17 protein-coding genes are annotated in these 18,569 nt (G+C 71.5%); 7 read left to right on the top strand and 10 right to left on the bottom strand.

Annotated elements, in window-relative coordinates; translation table 11 throughout:
• Positions 1-78 precede the first annotated feature (78 nt).
• From ACWFR3_RS09690 to ACWFR3_RS09675, 4 genes are all read right to left on the bottom strand, one after another.
• On the bottom strand, positions 79-1,305 hold the full coding sequence (locus ACWFR3_RS09690) for an arginine deiminase (RefSeq protein ID WP_453734017.1): 1,227 nt from the start codon (positions 1,303-1,305) through the stop codon (positions 79-81).
• Between the two features lie 44 nt (positions 1,306-1,349).
• Entirely contained in the window at positions 1,350-3,929 is a 2,580-nt protein-coding gene (locus ACWFR3_RS09685) for a polynucleotide kinase-phosphatase (protein ID WP_453734016.1), read from the bottom strand.
• Positions 3,926-5,428, bottom strand: a complete 1,503-nt coding sequence (locus tag ACWFR3_RS09680) for a 3' terminal RNA ribose 2'-O-methyltransferase Hen1 (RefSeq protein ID WP_453734015.1) — start codon at positions 5,426-5,428, stop codon at positions 3,926-3,928. The genes ACWFR3_RS09685 and ACWFR3_RS09680 overlap by 4 nt, the downstream gene beginning before the upstream one ends.
• A gap of 145 nt (positions 5,429-5,573) precedes the next feature.
• A complete protein-coding gene (locus ACWFR3_RS09675) occupies positions 5,574-6,023 on the bottom strand; it encodes a cold-shock protein (protein ID WP_453734014.1) in 450 nt (149 codons plus the stop codon).
• Positions 6,024-6,201: 178 nt separating this feature from the next.
• Here ACWFR3_RS09675 and ACWFR3_RS09670 point away from each other — a divergent pair, with 178 nt between their 5' ends.
• Both ACWFR3_RS09670 and ACWFR3_RS09665 read left to right on the top strand, forming a co-directional pair.
• Positions 6,202-7,125 (top strand): LLM class F420-dependent oxidoreductase, encoded by a 924-nt coding sequence (locus ACWFR3_RS09670; RefSeq protein WP_453734013.1) that lies wholly within the window; start codon positions 6,202-6,204, stop codon positions 7,123-7,125.
• Positions 7,126-7,329: 204 nt separating this feature from the next.
• Positions 7,330-7,548, top strand: coding sequence for a hypothetical protein (locus ACWFR3_RS09665; RefSeq protein ID WP_453734012.1), 219 nt, complete (start codon positions 7,330-7,332; stop codon positions 7,546-7,548).
• 65 nt (positions 7,549-7,613) lie between these two features.
• Here the strand turns inward: ACWFR3_RS09665 and ACWFR3_RS09660 are convergent, their stop codons facing one another.
• The 5 genes from ACWFR3_RS09660 to fes all read right to left on the bottom strand — a co-directional run bounded on the left by ACWFR3_RS09660 (position 7,614) and on the right by fes (position 11,697).
• Positions 7,614-8,096: a DUF6099 family protein gene (locus ACWFR3_RS09660; RefSeq protein WP_453734038.1), complete on the bottom strand. Its 483-nt coding sequence runs from the start codon at positions 8,094-8,096 to the stop codon at positions 7,614-7,616.
• A 209-nt stretch (positions 8,097-8,305) separates the two neighbouring features.
• The gene (locus ACWFR3_RS09655) at positions 8,306-8,629 is read right to left on the bottom strand and encodes a nucleotide pyrophosphohydrolase (RefSeq protein ID WP_453734011.1); all 324 of its coding nucleotides are present in this window, start codon (positions 8,627-8,629) and stop codon (positions 8,306-8,308) included.
• Positions 8,626-9,792, bottom strand: coding sequence for an AAA family ATPase (locus ACWFR3_RS09650; protein ID WP_453734010.1), 1,167 nt, complete (start codon positions 9,790-9,792; stop codon positions 8,626-8,628). The genes ACWFR3_RS09655 and ACWFR3_RS09650 overlap by 4 nt, the downstream gene beginning before the upstream one ends.
• A 110-nt stretch (positions 9,793-9,902) precedes the next feature.
• Positions 9,903-10,283: a cell division protein SepF gene (locus tag ACWFR3_RS09645; RefSeq protein ID WP_361194972.1), complete on the bottom strand. Its 381-nt coding sequence runs from the start codon at positions 10,281-10,283 to the stop codon at positions 9,903-9,905.
• A gap of 118 nt (positions 10,284-10,401) precedes the next feature.
• Entirely contained in the window at positions 10,402-11,697 is a 1,296-nt protein-coding gene (gene fes, locus ACWFR3_RS09640; protein WP_453734009.1) for an enterochelin esterase, read from the bottom strand.
• Between the two features lie 151 nt (positions 11,698-11,848).
• On the opposite strand from fes, the gene ACWFR3_RS09635 reads away from it, so the two are divergent.
• From ACWFR3_RS09635 to ACWFR3_RS09615, 5 genes are all read left to right on the top strand, one after another.
• Positions 11,849-12,658, top strand: a complete 810-nt coding sequence (locus ACWFR3_RS09635) for an arylamine N-acetyltransferase family protein (RefSeq protein ID WP_453734008.1) — start codon at positions 11,849-11,851, stop codon at positions 12,656-12,658.
• Between the two features lie 287 nt (positions 12,659-12,945).
• Positions 12,946-13,752 carry a molybdate ABC transporter substrate-binding protein gene (modA, locus tag ACWFR3_RS09630; protein ID WP_453734007.1) on the top strand — a complete coding sequence of 269 codons (807 nt, stop codon included), beginning with the start codon at positions 12,946-12,948 and terminating at the stop codon, positions 13,750-13,752.
• Between the two features lie 202 nt (positions 13,753-13,954).
• Positions 13,955-15,931, top strand: coding sequence for an ABC transporter permease (locus tag ACWFR3_RS09625; protein ID WP_453734006.1), 1,977 nt, complete (start codon positions 13,955-13,957; stop codon positions 15,929-15,931).
• A 181-nt stretch (positions 15,932-16,112) separates the two neighbouring features.
• On the top strand, positions 16,113-16,976 hold the full coding sequence (locus ACWFR3_RS09620) for an MEDS domain-containing protein (RefSeq protein ID WP_453734005.1): 864 nt from the start codon (positions 16,113-16,115) through the stop codon (positions 16,974-16,976).
• A 1-nt stretch (position 16,977) separates the two neighbouring features.
• A complete protein-coding gene (locus ACWFR3_RS09615) occupies positions 16,978-17,478 on the top strand; it encodes an ATP-binding protein (RefSeq protein ID WP_453734004.1) in 501 nt (166 codons plus the stop codon).
• Between the two features lie 32 nt (positions 17,479-17,510).
• On the opposite strand, the gene ACWFR3_RS09610 is transcribed toward ACWFR3_RS09615, so the two are convergent.
• Positions 17,511-18,563, bottom strand: a complete 1,053-nt coding sequence (locus tag ACWFR3_RS09610; RefSeq protein ID WP_453734003.1) for a LacI family DNA-binding transcriptional regulator — start codon at positions 18,561-18,563, stop codon at positions 17,511-17,513.
• Between the last annotated feature and the right edge of the window lie 6 nt (positions 18,564-18,569).

Raw genomic sequence — 18,569 nt, 5'->3', positions numbered from 1 at the left:
CTCGCGCGGACTCGGCCGCTCCGCACCGGCTCGGCGGCGCATTGGCTCGGCGGGGCGGCGGCTCGGCGGCGCACCCGCTCAGTCGACGGGGTCCCGCTGCACCGGGCAGCTCATGCACCGCGGGCCGCCCCGGCCCCGCCCCAGCTCGCTCCCCAGGATCTCGATCACCTCGATGCCCTCCTTGCGCAGATGCGTGTTCGTCGTCGAGTTCCGCTCGTACGCCACGACGACGCCCGGCTCCACCGCGAGGACGTTGCAGCCGTCGTCCCACTGCTCGCGCGCGGCCGCGTGCACGTCCTGGGTGGCCGTGAGGACCCGGATGCCGCTGAGGCCGAGTGCCGCCGCTATCGCCCGGTGCATGTGCTCGGGCGGGTGGTCGGTCACCTTCAGCTCCCGGCCGTCGACACCCGGCTCGATGGTGTACGAGCGGAGCATGCCCAGGCCCGCGTACTGCGTGAAGGTGTCGCTGTCGACCATCGTCATCACCGTGTCGAGATGCATGAACGCGCGGCCCTTCGGCATGTCCAGGGCCACGATGGTCTGCGCGGAGCCCGCAGCGAAAAGCTTGTGCGCGAGCATCTCGACGGCCTGCGGCGTGGTGCGCTCGCTCATGCCGATCAGGACCGCGCCCCGGCCGATCACCAGGACATCGCCGCCCTCGATGGTCGAGGGATAGTCCGACTGCCCCCGGGACCAGACGTGGAAGTCCTCGGAGCGGAAGAGCGGGTGGTGCCGGTAGATCGCCTCGAAGTGCACGGTCTCGCGCTGCCGGGCGGGCCAGCGCATGGCGTTGATGGAGACGCCGTCATAGATCCAGGCCGAGGTGTCGCGCGTGAAGAGGTGATTGGGCAGCGGGCCGAGCAGGAAGTCGTCCAGGTCCATGCAGTGGAAGCGCACGGACGTCGGCTCCGGGTGGCGCTCCAGGAACTCCCGCTTGGTCATCCCGCCTATCAGCGCCTCGGCGAGCTCCGCGGAGGGCAACGTCTCGAACGCGGCCCGCAGATGGTCCGTCGCGAGCGGCCCGTACTCCTTCTCGTCGAAGACCCGGTCAAGGACGAGGAGGCGCGCGCCGGGCACGTCCAGGGTCTCGGTCAGCAGGTCGCCGAAGAGGTGGACGGCCACCCCGCGGTCGCGCAGCACGTCGGCGAACCCGTCGTGTTCCTGGCGGGCTCTTCGGACCCACAGGACGTCGTCGAAGAGCAACGCGTCCTTGTTGGTCGGCGTGAGCCGTTTGAGCTCCAGGTCAGGGCGGTGCAGGATCACGCGGCGCAGCCGCCCGGCCTCGGAGTCGACATGGAATCCCATGGACTCCATCTTTCCCCTGCCGGACGGCCGTTGCCCCCTGTTGCCTAAAGCCGCGGGTCCACCGGCTCCGACTCCAGGGCCAGGACCGCGAACACCGCCTCGTGCACGCGCCAGAGCGGCTCGCCCGCCGCGAGGCGGTCCAGGGCCTCCAGACCGAGCGCGTACTCACGGATCGCGAGCGAGCGCTTGTGGCCGAGGAAGCGGCCGCGCAGCTTGTCGAGGTGGTCGGGGCGGGTGTACTCCGGGCCGTAGATGATCCGGAGGTACTCGCGTCCGCGGCACTTGATGCCGGGCTGCACGATCCGGCCCTTGCCGTCGCGGACCAGCGCCTCGACCGGCTTGACGACCATGCCCTCGCCGCCGCGGCTGGTCATCTCCAGCCACCAGTCGACGCCTGCCTGGACCGACGCCTCGTCACCGGTCTCGACATAGAGCCGCCGGGTGGTCTGCAGGAGGCCGGTGCCGTCGTGCTCCACCATGCGGTCGATCAGGCCCAGCTGTTCGTCGTGCGGTAGTGCGGCGAGGCTGCGGCCCTGGACGGCCAGAATCTGGAACGGCGCGAGGCGCACGCCCTCCAGACCGTCGGTCGGCCAGCAGTAACGGCGGTAGGCGTCCGTGAACGCGGCCGCGTCCACGGCCCGTTCGCGCTGCCTGGCCAGGAGCCCTCCGGTGTCGACGCCGCGCGCCGCCGCCGCTTCCAGGGCGGCGATCGCGCCGGGGAAGACGGCTCCGGAGGCGGCGCCCACGGCTGCGTACTGCGTGCGGAGCAGGCCGGACGCCTTCAGCGACCAGGGCATCAACTCCGCGTCGAGCAGCAGCCAGTCGGTGTCGAGCTCCTGCCACAGGCCCGCTTCGGTGACGGCGGTGCGCACGCGGCCGAGTATCTCCTCGGTGACTTCGGGGTCGCCGAAGAAGGGCCGCCCCGTACGCGTGCAGAGCGAGCCGGTCGGTCCGTCCACGCCGAAGCGCTCGCGGGCCACGTCCGCGTCGCGGCACACCAGGGCCACGGCGCGCGAGCCCATGTGCTTCTCCTCGCACACGACCCGGGCGACCCCGTCCTGCGCGTACGACGCGAAGGCCTCGGCCGGGTGTTCCAAGTAGCCCTCACGCTGCGAGGTCGCGGTCGGCGCCATCGTCGGCGGGAGGTACGGGAGGAGCCGCGGGTCGACGGCGAAGCGGCTCATGACCTCAAGGGCCGCCGCGGCGTTCTCCTCGCGCACGGCGACGCGTCCCGCCTGGCCGGTCTCCACGGCACGGCGGCCGTGCACGTCGTTCAGGTCGAGGGGCCGTCCGTCGTGACCGCCCGGAGCCTCGGTGCTGAGCGGCTTGGCCGGCTCGTACCAGACCTGCTCCGCCGGTACGTCGACGAGTTCGCGCTCCGGCCAGCGCAGCGCGGTGAGCTTGCCGCCGAACACGGCACCGGTGTCCAGGCAGATGGTGTTGTTGAGCCAGGTCGCGGTCGGCACGGGGGTGTGGCCGTAGACCACGGCGGCGCTGCCGCGGTAGTCCTCCGCCCACGGGTAGCGAACGGGCAGGCCGAACTCGTCGGTCTCGCCGGTCGTGTCTCCGTAGAGCGCGTGCGAGCGCACCCGGCCCGACGTACGCCCGTGGTACTTCTCGGGCAGGCCCGCGTGGCAGACGACGAGCTTGCCGCCGTCAAGGACGTAGTGCGAGACGAGTCCGTCCACGAACTTGCGCACGCTCGCGCGGAATTCCTCGCTCTCCGCGTCCAGCTGCTCGATGGTCTCGGCGAGCCCGTGGGTGTGCTGGACCTTGCGGCCCTTGAGGTAGCGGCCGAGCTTGTTCTCGTGGTTGCCCGGTACGCAGATGGCGGTGCCGTCGCCGACCATCGACATGACACGGCGCAGCACGCCCGGGGAGTCCGGGCCGCGGTCGACGAGGTCGCCCACGAAGACGGCGGTGCGCCCTTCGGGGTGCGCGCCGTCGGCGTAACCGAGCTTGCCGAGCAGGGTGTCCAGTTCGGCGGCGCAGCCGTGGATGTCGCCGATGATGTCGAAGGGGCCCGTGAGGTGGGAGAGGTCGTTGTAGCGCTTCTCGGTGACGATGGTGGCGCCGTCGACCTCGTCCACGCCCCTGAGGACGTGGACCTTCCTGAACCCCTCGCGCTCCAGGTGCTTCAGGGAGCGTCGCAGTTCGCGCTGGTGGCGCTGGATGACGCGGCGCGGCATGCCGGCGCGGTCCGAGCGCTCGGCGTTGCGTGCGGCGCAGACCTCCTCGGGCACGTCCAGGACGATGGCGATGGGCAGCACGTCGTGCTCCCTGGCCAACTGGATCAGCTGCTTGCGGCTCTCGCTCTGCACATTGGTCGCGTCGACGACGGTGCGCCGGCCCGCGGCGAGACGCTTGCCCGCGATGTAGTGCAGCACGTCGAAGGCGTCGCCGCTCGCGCCCTGGTCGTTCTCGTCGTCGGCGACGAGGCCGCGGCAGAAGTCGCTGGAGAGCACCTCGGTGGGCTTGAAGTGCTTGCGCCCGAAGGTGGACTTGCCGGAGCCGGTGGCGCCGACGAGGACGACGAGGGAGAGATCGGTGACGGGCAGCACGCGTCCCGCGGGAGCCTCTGTGGTGGAGAGGGGGCCGGCGCTGGTGCCGGTTTCATTCGTCATGCTGCCTGCACCTCCTTCGCGTTCTTGTCGGTCTTCTCGGTCTTCTCGGTCTTCTCTGCCTGCGTGAACACGGCCATCTGGGTCGGCGGACCCACCTCGGGGTCGTCATCGCCGACGGGCACGAAGTCCACCTCATAGCCGTGCCGGTCGGCGACCTGGCGGGCCCAGCCGCGGAACTCCTCGCGCGTCCACTCGAACCGGTGGTCGCCGTGCCGGACGTGCCCGGCGGGGAGCGTCTCCCAGCGGACGTTGTACTCGACGTTCGGCGTCGTCACGAGCACGGTGCGGGGGCGCGCGGAGCCGAACACCGCATACTCCAGGGCGGGCAGCCGCTCTTCGTCGAGGTGCTCGATGACCTCGCTGAGCACGGCGGCGTCGTACCCCTTGAGCCGCTTGTCGGTGTAGGCGAGCGAGCCCTGGAAGAGCTTGACGCGCTCGGCCTGCCGCTCGCCCATGCGGTCGAGCTTCAGCCGCCGCGACGCGATGGTCAGCGCGCGCATCGACACGTCGACACCGGCTATCTCGGTGAACCGCGTGTCCTTGAGCAGCGCCTGCACCAACTGCCCCTGACCGCAGCCGAGATCGAGCACGCGCGCGGCACCGGCGCCGGTCAGCGCCGCGAGGATCGCCTCCCGCCGCAGCTCGGCCAGCGGAACCGGCTTCTCCTCCGTGTCGCTCTCCTCGTCGACCGCGTTGTCGAGGTCGTCGACGTCCGTGTCGTCGGCGTCGGCGAGCCGCACCAGTTCGAGCCGCTGCATGGCCTCCCTGGTCAGCGACCAGCGCCGGGACAGATAGCGGCTGGTGATGACCTTCTGCTCCGGGTGGTCCGCGAGCCAGCCCTCACCGGCGCGAAGGAGCTTGTCGACCTCGTCCTCGGAAACCCAGTAGTGCTTGGCGTCGTCGAGCACGGGGAGCAGGACATAGAGGTGCCTGAGCGCCTCGCCCAGGGTCAGCTTCCCGTCCGGCACTTCGAGCACGAGGTGTACGTACCGCGATTCGCCCCACTCCGGGAACTGCTCGTCCAGCGCAATCGGCGTCACCGTGGCCGTCCAGCCCAGCGGCTCGAACAGCTTGTGCACAAGAGCGGCGCCGCCGCGTGCGGGCAGCGCGGGCACCTCGATCCGCAACGGCAGCGGCTGCCCGGCCCGCTCGGGCCTGGCCTTGCACACGCCGCGCATCGCGCTGGAGAACACCGCGCTCAGCGCCACGGCGAGCAGTGACGAAGCGGCGTAGGGCCGGTCGTTCACGTACTGGGCGAGCGCCGCGTCGGGCGCCCCTCCCCGCCCCTTGCCCTTGCCCCGCCGCACCAGCGCCACGGGGTCCACCTCGAGCAGCAGCGCGGCGGTGCAACGCTGCGCGGTCGCCTCGGGGTAGAGGACATGCGCCGGGCCGTAGGAGGTGGAGAACTTCTGCGCCTTCTCGGGATGCTTGTGCAGCAGGAACCCGAGGTCGGTCGCGGGGTTCTCGGGGGTACCGGAGGTACTGATCGTCAGGAACACGGGTTTGCCTCGAAACGCAATCTGAACTGCGGAAACTTACGGTTGCGGCTCCAGCGCGCCTCTAGACCGTACAGCGAACACCTCTGGCACACTCAGGGGTTTTCACTCCCCCCGAGTCCCTCTGAACCCCGGCCAGGACCTGCCCTCAGCCCTCCGCCCAGCCGTGGCTCTTGCCGTGCTGCACCAGTTGCTCGCGAAGCTGCTTGATCTGCTCGCCGGTCATCCACGGAGCGGTGCTGAGCAGCAACTCGGTCAGCTCGAACGAGTACTCCGCGACGCTGAGCACATCGCAGGTGGGCTCCTCACCGTCGTCGAACCCCGCGGCGGCCGCCTGGATTGACGGAGGCATCTGGGCCCTGCTCGTGAACGGCGCTGCCGTCGGCGCCTGCGCCCCCTTGGGGAGACGCACGGACGACGCCTTGGGTCCGCGCTCGCCCTCCTCGATCTCGAACTCGACCTGCGCCCCCGTGTGCACCAAAGGCTCCGGGATCAGCAGATCGTTGGCGTGCAGGAACACGTCTTCGCCACCATGATCCGGGGCGATGAACCCATAGCCCCGCGCGCCGTCGAACCGGACAACTCTGCCAGCGACCATCTCGACCCCAACCCCCACACCATCTCCGGGCCCCTTGCCCGGACAGCCAGTGCCGAAGCCTAACCTCCTGACCCCCGCGTCGCGGGGGTGAGCGGCCCAGCACATCTCTTCGCCGGGCGGCGGCAACACGGACGGCGCGGGACTGAAACTGGATCCGGCGTCCGGGCAAGATAGCTGTATGGACCTTCGAATCTTCACCGAACCGCAGCAGGGCGCGACCTACGAGACGCTCCTGCGCGTCGCCAAGGCCACCGAGGACCTCGGCTACAGCGCCTTCTTCCGCTCCGACCACTACCTCGTGATGGGTTCCTCCGACGGCCTTCCCGGCCCCACGGACGCCTGGATCACCCTCGCGGGGCTTGCCCGTGAGACCAAGCGGATCCGGCTCGGCACCCTGATGACCGCGGGGACGTTCCGGCTGCCCGGGGTGCTCGCGATCCAGGTCGCGCAGGTCGACCAGATGTCGGGCGGCCGCATCGAGCTCGGCCTCGGCTCGGGGTGGTACGAGGCGGAGCACTCCGCGTACGGAATCCCCTTCCCGAAGGAGAAGTTCGGGCGCCTGGAGGAGCAACTCGCCATTGTCACGGGCCTGTGGGAGACCCCGGTGGGCGAGCACTTCTCCTACGACGGCACCTACTACCAGCTCTCCGATTCCCCCGCCCTTCCCAAGCCCGCGCAGCCCAAGGTGCCTGTCCTCATCGGCGGTCACGGCGCCAAGCGGACGCCCGCCCTCGCGGCCCGCTACGCGAGCGAGTTCAACATTCCCTTTGCCTCTCTTTCCGATACCGAGCAGCAGTTCAAGCGGGTGCGCGCCGCCGCCGAGGAGCACGGCCGCAAGGCCGATGACCTCACCTACTCCAACGCCCTGGTGGCCTGCGTCGGCAAGACGGACGCGGAGGTGAAGCGCCGCGCCGACTCGATCGGGCGCGAGGTGGAGGACCTGAAGGCGAACGGTCTCGCCGGGTCCCCCGCGGAGGTCGTCGAGCGGATCGCCGCCTACCAGGCCGTGGGTTCGCAGCGCATGTACCTCCAGATCCTCGACCTGGACGACCTGGACCACCTGGAGCTGATCTCCTCGCAGGTCATGCCGCAGCTGAGCTGACCGCGGCACAACCGGCCCCCGGCCGGGTGAAATTCCGTCAACCCCGCATCCGGTCCGGCACCGCCCCAGTGACCCGTCGCCGCGGGCGGTCGTTGGCTCGGGCGGAGCCGGACCGCCCGGCACCCGCGCCGGCGGCCGCTGCTGGTGCGTCGCTTGCATCAGCTGCCCTCCGCCACTCGGAGGGCGAGGGCCGAGGAGGCCGTCATGTCGCAGGAAGCCGTACCCGAGCAGGGGGCCGCGCGTGAACCGTCCGCGCCACAGCAGGAACCACCCAACCTGCTCCAGCAGATGGATGAGCTGATGGCCGCGCTCAACGCGGATCTGACTCAGCTCGACGCGGATCTGCAGCAGTCCACGCCGGCGGGCGACACCGCGCCGCCTGCCGCTCGTCCTCCCGTCGGCGACGAGCCCACCCGCTTCTGAGGGCACCGGCACTCCCCCGGCATCTGCACCGCCCGGCCGTCCGCGGCCGGCGTGACAGCGCCGGTTCACGGCGACCCCGCCGCCGAGTCGGGTTCCGGCAGGCTCTGTTCGCGCACCGCTAGCCTGCGCAGCATTTCGAGCACACGGTCCCTCGACTCGTCGGCGGCGTCGATCGCTTCCATGCACTGCCAGTACGCCCCCTCGCCGTCCGCGCCCATGGCCACGCCGACGAGCGCGATGCCCACCTCGCCGAGCAGTTCGTCGAGCCCTTGCAGCACGTCGTACGCCTGGCTGATGCCTGTCAGCCGCGCCGCCCGTATCCCCTCGGTGCCCAGGCCCTGGCCGTCGAGGACGCCGCAGCCTCTGCCGCTGACTTCGCTCAGGCCCAGTGCCTCGCCCCGTAACTCCGGTGGGCCCGCGATCGCGAGACGGCTGCCGATCGCCTGCGCGAGGGTCTGGGACTGCCACACCTCGGTCACGATGTCCGACGACTCCTGGCTCCGTGCCAGAGCGCGTCTGCTCACCTCGATGAGCCGCATCGCCTCCATGAGCACCCCCACCTGTCCCGTGCGCAACCGCCGCACGTTCGCCTCAACTCCTCTGTCCACTACCCACAGTGAGGGCCAGCGGGGCGAAAAGCCAGAGTAACCCGGAAATCTGTGGACAAGTTGTCGACTGTGGACAACTTGTCCACTCCGGAGAGTGACGAATCTAGGGACTGTGCATAGATGAATGGCGCGTCAGCCGGCCCGCGAACTCACTTCGCCGGAAAGCGCAGTTCGTTCCGGTCGATCTTCGCGGCGAGCGCCGCCAGCGCGTCGATGCCGAGGACCTCGCAGAACTGGAGGAGATAGGCGAGGACGTCGGCGACCTCGTCCGTCACCCGGTGCGCCGAGCCGGGATCGTCCATCACGCGCGCCGATTCGTCGGGCGTCAACCACTGGAAGATCTCGACCAGTTCGGACGCCTCCACACTGAGCGCGGCGGCCAGGTTCTTGGGCGTGTGGTACTGCTCCCAGTCCCGCTTCGCCGCGAACTCGGCCAGCCTGCGCTGCAGTCCCTCTACATCAAGTTCAGTCACGACTCCAGGTCTACCACCGCGGCGCCACCCGCCAGGGCGGCCCACGACGCGTCGCTCGCCGTCCCGACAAGGCGGATGTGCCCGCGCTCGCAGGTGCGTGCCGCGAGTTCGGCCAGGGCGCGCTTCTGCCGCAGGTCCAGGAAGTGATCGAGGCCGTCGGCGAGCACGGTGAGGTTCTGGTACGCCGCCGGCACCTCGCTCGCCGGATCCACTTCGAGCACTCCGGGCCCGGTGAGCAGCACCAGGGCGAGCGCCAGGTACCTCAGCTCGCCGTCGCCGAGCCGTCCCACGGGTGACCTGATCCCGTCGCCCCTGTCGATGAGGGCCTGGACCGACCCGTCGTCGGCCACCTCCGCGAACACGTCGGCGACCGGGCCCGCACACCCCGCCCGCACCGCGGCGACCAGGCGCGCATGACGGGTCGTGCACTCCTCCCTCGTACGGAGAAGGACCTCGGCGAGGTTGTCGCAGCCGCTCAACAGGCGTCCCGCGCCGAGCAGTCCGGGAGGCACGGGCAGTCGCATGGCGCCGGGCCGGGGAGCGCACGGGAAGACCGAGCGCAGCGCGACCACCACCTGCTCGGCCGCCGCGAGCACCAGGCGCTGCCCCGCGGTCTTGCCCGCCACCCGCAGCGGAAGCAGCGCCGTGCCGAGCCGGTCGTCCGGCAGCGGTGCGCGCGTCACCGGCGTCATACCGGCCGTGTGCCAGGCCGCCTGCACCGCACGCCGCCCCGGATCACGCAGTGCCGTCTCCAAGAGGATGAGCCCGCCCATGGTCAGCCGCTCGCCCACGACCCGCAGTTCGGGCTCGGCCTGCACGGCGACGTCGAGCCGCACCGCTCCGACGGGGCCCTGAACCGTGCAGCCGATCCGGAAACCGCGCCGGCGCTGCCCGTCCGCCCGTGCGCGGTCGGGCACGCAGGCCACGGGGTCGGCGAAGACGTCGATGAGTTCCTCGCCCGCACCGAGGCGCGCCAGCGCTCCGTACGCGGCGAGGGCGGTGGACTTGCCGCTGCCGCTCGGACCCGTGACGACCGTCAGCGGCCCGAGCGGAATCACGGCGCCCCGGTGCGAGGCGAAAGCCGAGAGCCGCAGTTCGGTGACGCGGCTCCGGCCCGGGCCCGGCGGCGGCTCGGCGACCGTCTCCGGCAGGTGCACAGTCATGCCCGGACGGTAGGCGGCCACGGATCTGGCGAACCGTTCCGCCCCGATGACCTTCCTACGGATGAGGGATTCGGCTCAGGGATTCCCTGGCGCCCGGCTCCCGAGAGCTCCTACGACTGCGCCGCCGCGACCAGCCCCTGCACCTCGGTGCCGGGAGGCGCGAGCAGGAAGACGTTCTTGTCGACCCGGTGCATCCCGCAGCCGAGGCCGAGGACCACGCCGCTGCTGAAGTCCAGGACGCGCTTGGCGACTTCCGTCTCGGCTCCGGTCAGGTCGAGCAGGACCGGAATCTGCGCCATCACCGTCTCGGCGACCTCGCGGGCGTCCGCGAAGATGTTCACCCGCATCACCACAAAACGCCGCCGCGCCTCGGTCTCCGCGTCGGGCAGCGCGCGGTGTCCGGGCCACGACGGCCATTCGTTGCGGCTGCGCAGCGGTACGACCTGGGCGAGCCCTTCCCACTGTTCATCTGTGACGTCGTGGCTGTTCAACGCTCCACCCCGTCCTGGCTCGCACTCGATATCTGCACTGGCTCATTCTTACGCGACCTCACCCGTTCGGCCCAACAGCGACACGGGGCGGGCGAACCAGTGTGCCAGGCCCGGCAGGTCAGTGTCCCAGGAGTCCCACAAGCCCTTCGGTCAGGCCGGCTCCCCAACAGGCCCAGTCGTGGCCGCCGTTGTGCTCGTCCAGGGTCACCGGACAGCCGCGCGAGCGCAGCATCTCGTACAGATCGCGGTGGTGATCAAGAACTCCGCCCTCGCGAAGTCCGACACCGAGGCGCACGGTGACGGGCCGTGACGTACCGCCGCCGAGGCGTGAGAGGCCGGCGGAGACGGTCGCGGACACGGGTTCGGTGAGCGGCGCGGACTGGGCCAGGACGTTGCCGAAGCGCTCCGGGCGCAGGAGACCCGCGTACAGGGAGGCCAGTGCGCCCAGGCCCTGGCCCGCGACGACTGTGCGCGCGGGGTCGGTGGTGAGGGGCCAGCGGCCCGCCGCCCACGGCAGCAGCTCGTCGGCGAGGAACCGCACGTGGCTTTCGCGCTCGCCCAGTTCCCGGCGGCGCGTGGCCCTGTCGACGGCGTCCGGGGCGAGGACGGCGAGCGGCGGCAGGGCGCCGTCGGCGATGAGGGCGTCCAGCGCGTCCTGGAAGGCGAGCCGTCCGAACCACATGTCGCCGTCGCACAGGACGAGCACCGGCAGTCCGGCCGCCGGACCGCCTGCCGGGAGGTACGCCCACACGTCCCGCTCGGCGCCGAGCACCCCCGCGGGCAGCCGGTGCCGTTCGACCCTCCCCCGGGGCGCCCCGGCAAGCGGCTCGGCGCCCGGCCGCGCGGGCGCCCGCGGAAGCTCGAAGACGGAGGCGGCGCGGTTCGGCCAACGGCCCTGCACGACACGGGGGTTGAGCGGGTCGGGCGCGGCGTACGCGGAGAGGGAGAGCAGTCGCTGCTGGAGGAGCGCGGCGGACGCGGGCGGTTCGCCGGGCGAGATGTCGGCGGCCATGCGGTAGGAGCCGCGGTGGTCGGCGCGCAGCCGGTAGGTGAGGTGCCAGATGTCGGTGCCGGGCAGCGGGCTCAGCAGGGACGCCGCGAGGTCGGTGCGGTCCGCGATGCCCTCGGCGAGCAGCAGGACGCGCCGGGTGGCGCGGTGGCCGCGCCACAGGAACGTCACGTCACGGTGGCCGGGCTCACCGTCGACGGCCTCGATCAGGGGGGTGCCGCGGCGTGCGGCGTCCGCCCAGAACTCCTCCAGGACACCGGCCCGCGCGGCTTCGGAGGCGTCCGGGGCTTCGGAGGCGTCCGGGACTTCGGCGATCCGGGCGGCGGCGCGCCGGACGCAGGGCGCCGGGTCCGCGAGTCGGCGGGGCGCCGCTTCGGCCGCGGTCACCCCCGTGGTCACAGTCATCCGCAAACGAAGAGGACCCGCATCGTTCCCCTCCTTCCTGGTCCAGACATCACAATATCAACTTAGCTAAGCCTAACCTAAGTCAGCACGAACTGCGGAGCGCCCCGCGACGGGCAGGCGCACAAGACGCGCGACGCGCAAGAATCTGCCCATGGATGCTCACCAGACGGATGCCTACCTGCGCCGCATCGGCGCCGAGCGCCCCGCCGCTCCCACCACGCGGGCCCTGCACGATCTGCATCTCGCGCACTTGCTCGCCGTCCCCTTCGAGAACCTCTCCATCCACCTCGACGAGGACATCGAACTCACCGACGAGTCCTTGGTCGCGAAGGTGGCGGGCGCCCACCGCGGCGGCTTCTGCTACGAACTCAACGGAGCCTTCGCCGCGCTGCTCACCGCCCTCGGCTTCGAGGTCACCCTGATGCAGGCCCGCGTGTACGACGCCTCCGGGCGCCCCGGAATCCCCTACGACCACCTGGCGTTGCGCGTGCGCACCTCCGACGGGGGCGACTGGCTCGCGGACGTCGGCTTCGGCACCCACAGCCACTTCCCGCTGGCCTTCGGCGAGCGCGGCGACCAGTCGGACCCGGGCGGCACCTTCCGCATCGCCGAGACCCCCGAGGGCGATCTGGACGTCAGCAGGGACGGCAAGCTGCAGTACGTGGCCGACCGGCGCCCGCGCGCCCTCGGCGACTTCGTCTCCGGCGCCTGGTGGCACCGCACCTCGCCCCGATCCCACTTCACGCAGTCACTGGTCTGCTCACTGCTCACCGAGACCGGCCGGATCACGCTCAGCGGCCGCACCCTCACCACGACGACGGCCGGCGAGCGTCACGTCGCCGAACTGGCCACGGACGCCGACGTGCTCGACGCGTACGCCACCCACTTCGGCATCGCGCTGAAGCAGGTGCCGCAGGTGAAGAAGACCGTGCACCCCGGAGGCGCCCCTACCCCCTCTTGAGCTTTCCTCCAATGAGGCTGGCATCTGCCATGGACAATCACCTATACATGTTGTAGATGCCAGGTGAAGCGCCTTATCGTGTCGCGCATGCAGTCCAACACGATCGGACAGGCGGCGCGTCTGCCCGGCGCCGGCCCCTCAGTCCGGAGGCCGGCATGCGGGCGACCGCCCGCGTGAACTCCGCCGGCGTGTACATCGACCGCATCTGCCCCCTGGTCCGCACCCCGGGGTCCGCAACCAAGGGCCGGACCGCGCCGCCGGCCTCGTCCCCAAGGAGTTCCACGCTCATGTCCTACGCGCTCACCCCCGCCAGGCGCCGCACCGCCGCCGCCGTGCTCACGGCTGCCCTGCTCGTCCCGCTCGCCGCCTGCGGCAACGACGACGACAAGGGCGACAGCGGCAAGAAGGCCGCGGGCGATTCCGCCCCGAAGGCCGATCTGACGGTGCTCGCCGCCTCCTCGCTCACCGACGTGTTCGAGACGGCCGGCGCCGCGTACGAGAAGGAGAACCCGGGGACGAAGGTCACCTTCTCCTTCGCCGGTTCCCAGGAGCTGGCCACCCAGGTCAAGCAGGGCGCCCCGGCCGACGCCCTGGTCACCGCCGACACCAAGACCATGGACGGCCTGGAGTCCGACACCGGGACGCCGTCCGTGATCGCCAAGAACCGCCTGGTCATCGCGGTGGGCGAGGGCAACCCGAAGAAGGTCGCCGAGCTGAAGGACCTCTCCGACAGCAAGCTGAAGGTCGTCCTCGCCGCTTCCGAGGTACCCGTCGGCCGCTACAGCAAGCAGATCCTGGACGACCAGAAGATCGACGTGAAGCCGGTCTCGCAGGAGCCCAACGTCCGTGCGGTCCTGAGCAAGGTCGAACTGGGCGAGGCGGACGCCGGGCTCGTCTACAAGACGGACGCCGCCACGGCCACCGGGAAGGTCGACGCGATCAAGATCCCCGACGGCGAGAACGCGATCGCCGAGTACCCCGCGGCCACGCTGAAGACGTCGAAGCACGCGGAGGCCTCGGCGGCGTTCGTGAAGTGGCTGTCCACGCCCGCCGCGCAGAAGATCCTGAAGGAGGCGGGCTTCGAAAAGCCGTAGCCCTGCCTGTAGACCTGTCCGGGTCCGCAGCGGTATCCGTAGTCACATCCGTAGCCACCGCTCCGAGCAGCCGTGGCCGCACCAGCCGAGGTGAGGGGGCCGACCGCCTCCCCGGTCGGGGCCACCGGGCCGTCCCCCGGTATCCCCCTGACGCCCCCTCACCTCGCGACACACCGCACCGAGCGCACCCCCGGGAACCACGATGAAACGCCTGCGCGGCCGCACCTCCGGCCCCCGCACCCCGATCGCCCTGGCGATCCCCGCACTGCTCGCCATCGCGTTCCTGATGCTGCCGCTGGTCGGGATCCTCGTCCGTACCGAATGGGGTGCGCTCGGAGCCCACCTGACCAGCGAAGGAACGACACAGGCGCTGAAGCTGTCGCTCGTCGTCTCCTTCTGGGCGCTGGGTCTGTCCCTGCTGCTCGGGGTGCCGCTCGCCTGGCTGCTCGCCCGCGTCGACTTTCCCGGCAAGGCGGTCGTACGTTCCCTCGTCCTGCTGCCGATGGTCCTTCCGCCCACCGTGGGCGGCGTCGCCCTGCTGCTCGCCTTCGGGCGGCGCGGACTGCTCGGCCCGTGGCTCGAGGACACATTCGGGATCACCCTGCCGTTCCACATGTCGGGCGCGGTGATCGCGGCGACCTTCGTCGCGATGCCGTTCCTCGTCATCAGCCTCGAAGGCGCGCTCGGCGGACTCCGCCCCCGCTACGAGGAGACCGCGGCATCCCTGGGGGCCTCGCCGGTACGGGTGTTCTGTACGGTCACGCTGCCCATGGTCGCCCCCGGGCTCATCGCCGGAGCCGCCCTGACCTGGGCACGCGCCCTGGGTGAGTTCGGCGCGACCATCACCTTCGCGGGCAACCTCCCCGGCAGCACCCAGACCCTGCCCCTGCAGGTGTATCTGCTCCTCCAGGACTCCCCCGAGGCCGCGACGTCCGTGTCGCTGCTGCTGCTCGCGATCGCCATGGCGGTGCTCGTCGCGCTGCGCGGGCGCTGGATGAGCACTCCCGGCGGCCGGCGGTCCGGACGGACCGAACGGACCGGACAGGTGCCGGACGACTCGCCCCCGACCGTTCCCCCGGCCGCCGGGCCAGAGACCGGCGCGCCCGAGTCCGGCACGGCCGAGCCCGCGCCGCCCGCCACGGAGCGCTGGTCCCTGCACGCCGAGGTCACCGGCTTCAACCGGCTCGTCCTGGACGCCGAACCGGGCACCACCATCGCCGTCGTCGGACCCAACGGCGCGGGCAAGACGACCTTGCTGCGCGCGCTCCTCGGCCTCACCCCGCGCGCCCGTGCCGAGCTCCGCCTCGGCGACACCGACGTCACCGGGCTTCCGCCGCACCGCCGCCACGTCGCCTGGGTCCCGCAGGACGGCGCCCTGTTCCCGCACATGAGCGCCCTCGCCAACACGGCGTACGGGCCGCGCGCGCTCGGCGTGCCGCGCGCCGAGGCCCGGCGGCGCGCGCAGGAGTGGCTCGACCGGCTCGGCGTCGGTCACCTGGCGCATCGCAGGCCGGCCCAGGTGTCCGGCGGTCAGGCCCAACGTGTCGCGCTGGCAAGGGCGTTGGCGGCCCGGCCCCGGCTGCTCCTGCTCGACGAGCCGCTCGCCGCGCTCGACCAGACGACCCGGGCCCACGTGCGCCACACCCTGCGTACGCATCTCGACACCTTCGGCGGGGTCTGCCTGATCGTCACCCACGACCCCGTCGAGGCGGTGTCCCTCGCCGACCGTGTTCTCGTACTGGACCAAGGGCTCGCCCTCCAGGACGAGACGCCCGCCGAGGTGACGCGGCACCCCCGCTCCCCGTGGGTGGCCAGGATGCTCGGCCGCAACGCCTGGCCCGGCACCGCGGGACCCGAGGGCCTCGCCCTGCCCGGCGGGGGAACCCTCGTGACCGCCGACCCGCTCCCGCCCGGCACCGAAGCCCTGGCGATCATCGCTCCGGAGGCGGTGTCCGTGCACCGCGAGAAGCCCACCGGCAGCCCCCGCAACGTCTGGCCCGGCACCATCCGCGAGATCACCACCAGCGGCAGCCGCCTGCGCCTCCTGATCACCTCGCCCGAGGCCCCCGACCTGGTGGCCGAGATCACCCCGCAGGCCGCCGCCGAACTCGGCCTCACGGACGGCACACCGGTGTGGACCAGCGTGAAGGCGACGGAAGCGACGGTCGTGCCGACGTGACGGACGATCGCGGCCGGCGGATGTTCGCGTCAGCCGCGGGGAGTCGAAACCATACGGGGATCATCACCTTCACCGATCGCTCGCCGTAACGAACTATCGAGTTGTCCAGCGTTTGGAACGACTTCAGTCAACAGTGATCACGGGCGCCGTGCCGCCTCGCGCCACCCCTAGGGTCTGCCCCATGGACGCCAGTTCTGTGACCAGGACGGTCTCCGTCACCCGTATGAATTCCGGGGATCACGCATGCCTCGGATTCAGCGACGACGAATCCCGCTGGGAACTCCGTGCCGCGTACGCCGACATCGGCCTCTCGCGCGGCGAGCAAGTCATCTTCTTCACCGACCGGGGGACCACTCCCGCGATCGCGGCCGAGCAGCTGAGTGCCGGCGGCTTCCGCATGGGCCCCGCGCTCATGGACGGACGCCTCGTCGTGGTCGACGAGGTCCCCGGCTACGCCCCGGCCACCGGCTTCGACCCGGACGAAAGAGCCCAGATGTGGGTGGAGTTGACCGACAAGGCCCGGCACGGGGGCTTCTCGGGCCTCCGGATCGTCGGCGACATGGGCTGGGCCGCCGAACCGGGCGTCGACCACGATCTCCTGGTCGCGTACGAGGCGGGCCTCTCGCCGCTCTTCGCCAAGATCGGGTTCACCGCCGTCTGCGAGTACGACCTGCGGAAGTTCGACGAGGGCGTCCTGGACCGGATCCACCACGCGCATCCCAAACGGGTCCTGCGGCACCTCGGCGCGCTGGAGATCACACGGTGCGGCGCCGAGCTGCGGATAGCCGGGGACGTCGACCTCGCGACGCGCGAGGAGTTCGACTCGGCGCTCGCGCACGCCCTGGCAGGCCCCGGCCGACCGCACGTGCTCGACCTGTCCGAGCTGTGCTTCCTGGACATACACGGCGCGTCGACGCTGGTGCGACTCGCGAGGAGGCTTCCCCATGACCACCTCCTCGCAGTCCGCTGCCCACCCGCGCAGGACAAAGCGTTACGGCTCTGCGGAGCCGCCGAAGTACCTCAACTCGTCCTGGGCGAAGGGTGAAGTGATCCGTTCAGTGATCCTCAACCGCGGCATCGGCAACGACGACAACGGCGGTGACCCGGCACTGCACCGGGAGCACATCAACGACACTCTCGCCCTGACGCCGGGGAGGGCCACTCTCATCGAACACCCCTTCACCATGGCCGACTTGGCGCGGCTCCGCTTCCTGGTCACCCGCCGCGCCGAGGACGCGGGGCTCTGCGAACCACGGCTCAGCGACTTCGTGCTCGCCGTGCACGAGGTCGCGAGCAACGCCGTCGTGCACGGCGGCGGCAAGGGCCGCATCCACCTCGCGCTCACGGACGAGGGGCTGCGCTGCTCCATCACGGACAGCGGGCCGGGCCTGATCCTCCCGAAGCCATGCGAGCCGGCCACCCTCCCCGAGGCGGACGAGGCCGAGAACGGCCGGGGCCTGTGGCTGGCCCAGGCCCTCACGGACCGCTGCGAGGTCACGGTCTCCGAGAGCGGGACGACGGTGACGCTGGTGGCGTTCCTGTCCTGAGGGGGCGCGGAGGGCCGCTCAGCCGGACGGCATCACGCCGACGCCCGCTCCACCAGCGTCGGGCGGAACACCATCGACAGCGGTGCGTCGCCCGGCTGTTTGATCCGCCCGATGAGCAGGCGGGCCATCTCGGCGGCCATCTCCTCCACCGGCTGCCGGACCGTGGTCAGCGCGGGCTCGCAGGACAGAGCGGCCTCGCTGTCGTCGAAGCCGACCACCGCCACGTCCCGCGGCAGCCGCCTGCCCGCCCGCAGCAGCGTCTGCAGCGCACCCTGCGCCATCAGGTCCGAGGCGACGAACACACCGTCCAGGTCGGGGTCTTCGGCGAGCAGCCGCCGCATCGCTTCGGCGCCGCCCACCCGCGTGAAGTCCGCCTCCGCCCAAGGCGCCCCGGTGACGCCGTGCGCGGCCAGCGCGTCCCGGAAGCCTTCGAGGCGCTCCCGGGCGGCGGGCATGTCCTGCGGGCCCGCGATGGTGCCGATCCTGCGGCGCCCCCCGGAGACGAGCCGGTCGACAGCCATCCGCGCCCCCGCCCGCTGGTCCACCTCCACGTACGGCAACGGCACCGTCCCCGCCGGGCGCCCGGCGAGCACGGCGGGCAGCCCCGTCTCCGCGAGCAGCCGGGGCAGCGGATCGGAGGCGTGCGAGGAGACAAGCACCGTGCCGTCCACATGCCCCTGGCGCAGATACGAGAGCAGCTGCCGGCGCGAGGTGTCGTCGTCCACCAGCATCAGGACCATCTGCACCCCGGCCGGGCGCAGCACGTCCAGGAGCCCGCCGACCACACGGCCGAAGTGCGGATCGGTGAACATCCGGCCCACGAAGGGAGCCGCGACCGGCCGCCGCTCCCGCTCGGACACCACCAGGGCGATGGAGTCGGTCCGCTGGGTCACCAGGGAGCGGGCCGCCTGGTTGGGCACGTATCCGGTGGCCTCGACGGCCTCCTGCACCTTGCGGCGCAGCTCCGGGTCGACGGTGGGCGCGCCGTTCACGACCCGGGAGACGGTGGCGCGTGACACCCCCGCCGTCCGGGCCACGTCCTCCAAGGTCACCGGGCGGGCGGGGCGCAGGGCATCGGGAGTCACGGTGTC

This window comes from Streptomyces sp. NPDC055189 (assembly GCF_053606765.1).
This window is presented reverse-complemented; position numbering and strand designations above follow the sequence as displayed.

Bases quoted from the DNA above. Each gene is read 5' to 3' on its own strand.
- ACWFR3_RS09690 (WP_453734017.1), bottom strand. From the start codon at position 1,305: ATGGGATTCCATGTCGACTCCGAGGCCGGGCGGCTGCGCCGCGTGATC.
- ACWFR3_RS09685 (WP_453734016.1), bottom strand. From the start codon at position 3,929: ATGACGAATGAAACCGGCACCAGCGCCGGCCCCCTCTCCACCACAGAG.
- ACWFR3_RS09675 (WP_453734014.1), bottom strand. From the start codon at position 6,023: ATGGTCGCTGGCAGAGTTGTCCGGTTCGACGGCGCGCGGGGCTATGGG.
- ACWFR3_RS09670 (WP_453734013.1), top strand. From the start codon at position 6,202: ATGGACCTTCGAATCTTCACCGAACCGCAGCAGGGCGCGACCTACGAG.
- ACWFR3_RS09665 (WP_453734012.1), top strand. From the start codon at position 7,330: ATGTCGCAGGAAGCCGTACCCGAGCAGGGGGCCGCGCGTGAACCGTCC.
- ACWFR3_RS09660 (WP_453734038.1), bottom strand. From the start codon at position 8,096: ATGGAGGCGATGCGGCTCATCGAGGTGAGCAGACGCGCTCTGGCACGG.
- ACWFR3_RS09650 (WP_453734010.1), bottom strand. From the start codon at position 9,792: ATGACTGTGCACCTGCCGGAGACGGTCGCCGAGCCGCCGCCGGGCCCG.
- fes (WP_453734009.1), bottom strand. From the start codon at position 11,697: ATGACTGTGACCACGGGGGTGACCGCGGCCGAAGCGGCGCCCCGCCGA.
- ACWFR3_RS09635 (WP_453734008.1), top strand. From the start codon at position 11,849: ATGGATGCTCACCAGACGGATGCCTACCTGCGCCGCATCGGCGCCGAG.
- modA (WP_453734007.1), top strand. From the start codon at position 12,946: ATGTCCTACGCGCTCACCCCCGCCAGGCGCCGCACCGCCGCCGCCGTG.
- ACWFR3_RS09625 (WP_453734006.1), top strand. From the start codon at position 13,955: ATGAAACGCCTGCGCGGCCGCACCTCCGGCCCCCGCACCCCGATCGCC.
- ACWFR3_RS09620 (WP_453734005.1), top strand. From the start codon at position 16,113: ATGGACGCCAGTTCTGTGACCAGGACGGTCTCCGTCACCCGTATGAAT.